General features: G+C 76.1%; 1 protein-coding gene. It reads right to left on the minus strand.

Annotation, left to right across the window (positions count from 1 at the left end):
• Positions 1-6577: type I polyketide synthase (locus FHS37_RS38530; RefSeq protein WP_184829961.1), on the minus strand; the 6577-nt coding region annotated here is incomplete at both ends.

Raw genomic sequence — 6577 nt, forward strand, 5'->3', positions numbered from 1 at the left:
GCACCCGTCACCAACACCGAACTGTCCGGACCGAACACCACCTCCGAACCGACCTCCGGCTCCGGCTCCCCGGGACGGACGCGCGTCAGGCGCGGCACGAACGTCTCGCCGGCGCGCACGGCCAGCTCGGGTTCCGCGCCGGCGACGGCTGGCTTCCAGTCGTCCTCGTCGACGTCCACGAGGACGAAGCGGTCGGGGTTCTCCGCCCGCGCGGACCGCACCAGACCCCACACCGCGGCCGCCGTCGGATCCGGCACGTCCCGCTCGGCACCGACCGCCACCGCACCCCGGGTCACCAGCACCAGCCGCGACGCGCCGCAGCGCTCGTCGGCCAGCCAGCCCCGGAGCAGTTCCAGAACGTCGCGCACCCGTCGGCGCGCCGCCTCCGCGTCCACGTCACCGGGCGGCGCGCAGCGCACCACGACGTTCTCGGGCAGCGGTTCGCCCGCGTCCAGCGCCGACCGTAGCGCGGCCCAGTCCGCGTACTCCGTCGCCGGGTCCACGACCCCCGTCGGCGCGGGAGCGGGCACCCAGTCGAGCCGGAACAGCGCGTCGAGCCCGCGCGCCGCTCCCAGCGCGTCCGGTGTCACCGCGCGCAGCACCAGGGAGTCCACGGTCGCGACCGGGGCGCCGGAGCCGTCAGCGACGGCCAGGGCCACCGCGTCCGGTCCCGCCGGGGTGAGCCGTACCCGCAGGGCCGTCGCGCCGGAGGCGTGCAGCCGCACGCCCGACCACGCGAACGGCAGCCGCCCGTGCTCGACCGGGGGCAGCACCCCGAACGCCACCGCGTGCAGCACCGCGTCCAGCAGCGCCGGGTGGAGGCCGAAGCCGTCGACGCCGGTCTCCTCGGGCAGCGCGACCTCGGCGTACACCTCGTCGCCTTGGCGCCACACCGCCCGCAGGCCCTGGAACACCGGCCCGTAGGCGAAGCCGCCGTCGGCCATCCCGTCGTAGAAGCCGTCCAGTGGTACGGCCTCCGCGCCCACGGGCGGCCAGGTGCCGAGGCCGGTGGGAGCGCCGCCGTCACCGGCCAGGACACCGCTGGCGTGCCGGACCCACGGCAGGTCGCCGGCCTCGTCCCGCGCGTGGACCGTGAGGGGGCGCCGGCCGGACTCGTCCGGCGCGCCGACCCGTACCTGGACCTGTACGCCGCCGTGTCCGGGCAGCACCAGCGGCGCCTCCAGCGTCAGTTCCTCCACCGAGGCACAGCCGACCTGGTCACCGGCGCGTACGGCCAGTTCGACGAAGGCCGTGCCGGGCAGCAGCGCCGATCCCATGATCTCGTGCTCGGCGAGCCACGGGTGTGTCGCCAGCGACAGCCTGCCCGTGAACAGGACGGTGTCCTCGTCCGCGAGCGCGACCGCCGCGCCCAGCAGCGGGTGGTCGGTGGAGCCGAGGCCGAGGCCGGTCGCGTCGGAGTCCGCGCGGAGGCTCGTGTCCGGCCAGAACCGCTGGTACTGGAACGCGTACGTGGGCAGGTCGACGTGCGCGCCGGGGCCGGGGAAGCAGGCGGCCCAGTCCACGGGCACCCCTCGTACGTGCAGTTCGGCGAGCGCGGTCATGACGGCGCCGTCCTCGGCCCGGTCACCGCGCAGCAGCGGGACGAAGGCCGCGTCCGGCGAGGTCTGCGGTCCCAGGGCCGACAGCACCCCGCCGGGCCCGACCTCGACGAGGACGTCCGCGCCCGTCTCGGCCACGGCGTCCGCGAAGCGTACGGGCTCCCGCACATGGCGTACCCAGTACTCAGGTGCGGCGAGTTCCCCGGCGGTCGCCGGCCGGCCGGTCAGCGTGGACACGATCGGGAGGGCGGGCTCCGCGTACGACACGCCCTCCAGCACCCGGCGGAAGTCGTCCAGCATCGGGTCCATCAGCGGCGAGTGGAACGCATGGCTCACCCGCAGACGGGTCACCTTCCGTCCGGCCGCGCGCCAGCGCTCCGCGACCGCGTCGACGTCGGCGGCGACGCCGGAGACGACCACCGAGGCGGGGCCGTTGACCGCCGCGATGCCCACGGTGTCCGGCAGGTCGGGCGCGACCTCGGCCTCGGCGGCCGTGACCGCCACCATCGCGCCGCCTTCGGGCAGCGCCTGCATCAGCGCGGCACGGGCCGTCACCACGGTGACGGCGTCGGCCAGTGACCAGACGCCCGCCACGTGCGCGGCGGCCAGCTCGCCGATCGAGTGGCCAGCCAGGACGTCGGGCCGGACACCCCACGACTGCAGCAGGCGGAACAGGGCGACCTCGATCGCGAACAGCGCGGGCTGCGCCGTCCCCGTCCGGTCGATCGCGTCGGCGTCGTCACCGAACAGCACCTCACGCACCCGCGGGTCGAACGCGCCCAGCACCTCCTCCAGCGCCTCGGCGAACACCGGGAAACGGGTGGCCAGTTCCCGTCCCATGCCGAGCCGCTGCGAGCCCTGGCCGGAGAACAGGAAGCCGACCCGGCGCTGCTGGGCGACGCCCTGGACGACGCCGCTTCCCGGCCGGCCCCCGACGGCGTCGGTGAGCCCGGCCAGCAGGTCGGCCCGGTCGCGTCCGACGACGGCGAGCCGGTGCTCGAACCCGGCCCGCGAGGTCGCGAGCGCGCGGGCGACGGCCGCCGGGCCGAGGTCGGGCCGTGCGGCGAGGAAGTCGCGCAGCCGTACCGTCTGCTCCCGCAGGGCAGCCTCGGTGCGGCCGGACACCAGCCACGGACCGGCCGGCGCGTCGGGGGCCTGCGGGACGTCGGCGTCCGACGCGGACTCGATGATGACGTGCGCGTTGGTGCCGCTGAACCCGAAGGACGACACGCCGGCCCGCCGGGGCCGGTCCGCGGCCGGCCACGCGCGCGCCTCGGTCAGCAGCTCCACCGCGCCGGCGGACCAGTCGATGTGCGGCGAGGGCTCGCCGACGTGCAGTGTCTTCGGCAGCAGGCCGTGCCGCAGCGCCATGACCATCTTGATGACGCCGCCCACACCGGCGGCGGCCTGGGTGTGCCCGATGTTGGACTTCAGCGAGCCCAGCCACAGCGGCTCCCCCGCGCGGTCCTGTCCGTAGGTGGCCAGCAGCGCCTGCGCCTCGATCGGGTCGCCCAGCGTGGTGCCGGTGCCGTGCGCCTCCACCGCGTCCACCTCGGAGGGCGCGAGTCCGGAACTGGCGAGTGCCTGCCGGATGACCCGCTGCTGCGAGGGGCCGTTCGGCGCGGTCAGGCCGTTCGACGCACCGTCCTGGTTGACCGCCGTGCCGCGCACCACCGCCAGCACGGGGTGGCCGTGGCGCTCGGCGTCCGACAGCCGCTCCAGCACGAGGACGCCGACGCCCTCTCCCCAGCCGGTGCCGTCGGCGTCGGCGGAGAACGACTTGCACCGGCCGTCGGGGGCGAGGCCCTGCTGACGGCTGAAGTCGATGAACGCGGCGGGGGTCGCCATGACGGTGGCGCCGCCCGCGAGCGCGAGCGAGCACTCGCCCGACCGCAGCGCCTGCGCCGCCAGGTGCAGGGCGACCAGCGACGACGAGCACGCCGTGTCCACGGTCATCGCGGGGCCCTCCAGCCCGAACGTGTAGGACACCCGGCCGGAGGCGACGCTGCCCGCGTTGCCGGTGCCGAGGTAGCCCTCGACGTTCTTCGGGACGCCGTGCAGACGAGAGGCGTAGTCGTGGTACATCACGCCCGTGAACACGCCGGTCGCGCTGCCCCGCAGCGACCTGGGGTCGATGCCCGCCCGTTCGAACGCCTCCCAGGAGGTCTCCAGCAGCAGCCGGTGCTGCGGGTCCATGGCCAGCGCCTCACGGGGCGAGATCCCGAAGAACGCCGGGTCGAACAGGTCGGCGTCGTGCAGGAAGCCGCCCTCGCGGGTGTAGGAGCTGCCGACCCGTTCGCCCGAGGGGTCGTAGAGGGCCTCCACGTCCCAGCCGCGCCCGTCCGGGAACGGAGTGATGCCCTCGGCGCCGTCGACGACCAGCCGCCACAGGTCCTCCGGCGAGCGGACGCCGCCGGGGTAGCGGCAGCTCATGCCGACGATGGCGATCGGCTCGTCGGTCACGGCGGCCACCGCGCGCGGGGCGGCGGCGACGACCGGGGCGCCCGCGAGTTCGGTACCGAGGAACGCGGCCACCGCCTCGGGGGACGGGTGGTCGAAGACCAGTGTCGCCGGCAGGCGCAGCCCGGTGGCGGTGTTCAGCCGGTTGCGCAGGTCGATGGCGGTCAGCGAGTCGAAGCCCAGCTCGGTGAACGCCTGGCCGGACGCGACCGCCTCCGGCCCGTCGTGGCCGAGCACGGCGGCCGCCTGGGTGCGGACCAGGTCCAGCAGCACCCGGCCGCGCTCCTCCTCGGCCATCCGCGTCAGCCGACTCCGCAGCGCGGCAGCCGGGTCGGTCCCGCTGCCCGCCGCCCTGCGGCCCGTGGTCCGTACCAGGCCGCCGAACACCGGCGGTAGCACGTCCGCTTCGCGCAGGGCCCGCAGGTCGAGCCGCATCGGTACGACGACCGGGTCGGTGCCGGAGGTCGCCGCGTCGAACAGCGCGAGGCCCTCCGTCGCGGACAGCCCGGCCGTGGCGGCTCCCGCCACCCGCGCGCCCATGCCGTCGGCCCACAGGCCCCACGCCAGGGAGGTCGCGGGCAGCCCGGCCGCCCGGCGGTGCCGGGCCAGCGCGTCCAGGAACGCGTTGGCCGCCGCGTAATTGCCCTGGCCGGGACCGCCGAGGGTGCCCGCCACGGAGGAGAACAGCACGAACGCCGACAGGTCCAGGTCGCGGGTCAGTTCGTGCAGGTGCCAGGCCGCGTCCGCCTTCGGCCGGAACACCGTGTCGACCTGCTCAACGGTCAGCGAGCCGATCGTGCCGTCGGCCAGCACACCGGCGGTGTGCACGACGGCGGTCACGGGGTGTTCGGCGAGCAGCGCCGCCACCGCGTCCCGGTCGGCCACGTCACAGGCCACCACGGCGACCTCGGCCCCGAGAGCGGTCAGCTCGTCCCGCAGCGCCTCGGCGCCCTCCGCCGCCAGGCCCCGCCTGCTGGCCAGCACCAGCCGCCGCACCCCGTGCCGTTCGGCTAGGTGCCGGGCCGTCAGGCCGCCCAGCGCGCCGGACGCGCCGGTGACCAGCACCGAGCTGTCCGGTCCGAACGCCGGGGCGGTGCCGCCGGCCTCCGGCCGTACCCGGGCCAGCCGGGCCACGAAGGCCCGTCCGTCCCGTACGGCGAGCTGGGGCTCACCGGTCGCGAGCGCCGACGTCCACCCGTCCTCGGCGTCGGCGTCCAGCAGCACCAGGCGATCGGGGTGCTCCGACTGCGCCGAGCGCAGCAGACCCCACACCGCGGCCGAGGCGGGCGCGGGCACGTCGTCCCCGTCGCCGACCGCCACCGCGCCACGGGTGAGGAGCACCAGCTTCGACTCGGCGGTGCGCTCGTCGGCCAGCCAGCCCCGTACGAGTTCCAGCGCGGCCAGCACGTCCGGGCGCACCGCGGCCACCTCACCGGGGCTCGCGGACCGCACCACGACATGCTCCGGCAGCGTCTCCCCCGCGTCGAGGGCCGACCGTACCGAGGCCCAGTCCGCGAACTCCGCCACGGCCACCGGACCGGCGTTGCCGGCCGTCGCCGGGGCGGGCACCCAGTCCAGGCGGAACAGCGACTCCCAGCCCTGCCGCGGAAGCGTCGCCGACACCGGGCGGAGCACCAGCGAATCGACCGTGGCCACCGGGGCGCCCGCCCCGTCCGCCACCGCCAGCGCCACCGCGTCCGCCCCGGCGGGTGACAGCCGCACCCGCAGCACCGTCGCGCCGGAGGCGTGCAGCCGCACCCCCGACCACGCGAACGGCAACCCGCCGGCAGCGTCGCCGTCGCCCATCAGCCCGACGGCGTGCAGCGCCGCGTCCAGCAGCGCGGGGTGCAGACCGAAGCCGCCCGCGTCCACGCCCTCGGGCAGCGCGACCTCGGCGAACACCTCGTCGCCCTTGCGCCAGGCCGCCCGCAGCCCCTGGAACACAGGACCGTAGCCGAAACCACCGTCGGCCATACGGTCGTACAGCCCCTCCAGGTCCACGGTCTCCGCCCCGACCGGCGGCCACACGCCGATGTCGGCCGCCGGCACGTCGGTGCCGCCGGCGAGCACACCGCTCGCGTGCCGTACCCACAGGTCGTCCTCGTCTCCGCGCGCGTGCACCGTCAGCGGGCGTCGGCCGGACTCGTCCGGCACACCGACCCGCACCTGCACCCGCACACCGCCGCGCTCGGGCACCGCCAGCGGCACCTCCAGCGTCAGCTCCTCGATCCGGTCGCAACCGAGCTGGTCGCCCGCCCGGACCGCCAGTTCGACGAAGGCCGTGCCGGGCAGCAGGACCACGCCCTGGATGGCGTGATCGACCAGCCACGGGTGGGACTCCAGGGACAGCCGGCCGGTGAGGACTTGCCCGTCCGAGTCGGCCGGGTCGAGGACCGCGCCGAGCAGCGGGTGATCCGCCGAACCGAGCCCCGCCGCGTCCAGGTCGCCCGCCGACACACCGGTGTCCAGCCAGTAGCGCTGGTGCTGGAAGGCGTACGTCGGCAGGTCCACCCGCCGCGCGCCGCTGCCCGCGAAGAACGCCTCCCAGTCCACCCGCA

Origin of the sequence: Streptomyces griseomycini (genome assembly GCF_014203535.1) — a bacterium.
Taxonomy (GTDB): domain Bacteria; phylum Actinomycetota; class Actinomycetes; order Streptomycetales; family Streptomycetaceae; genus Streptomyces; species Streptomyces griseomycini.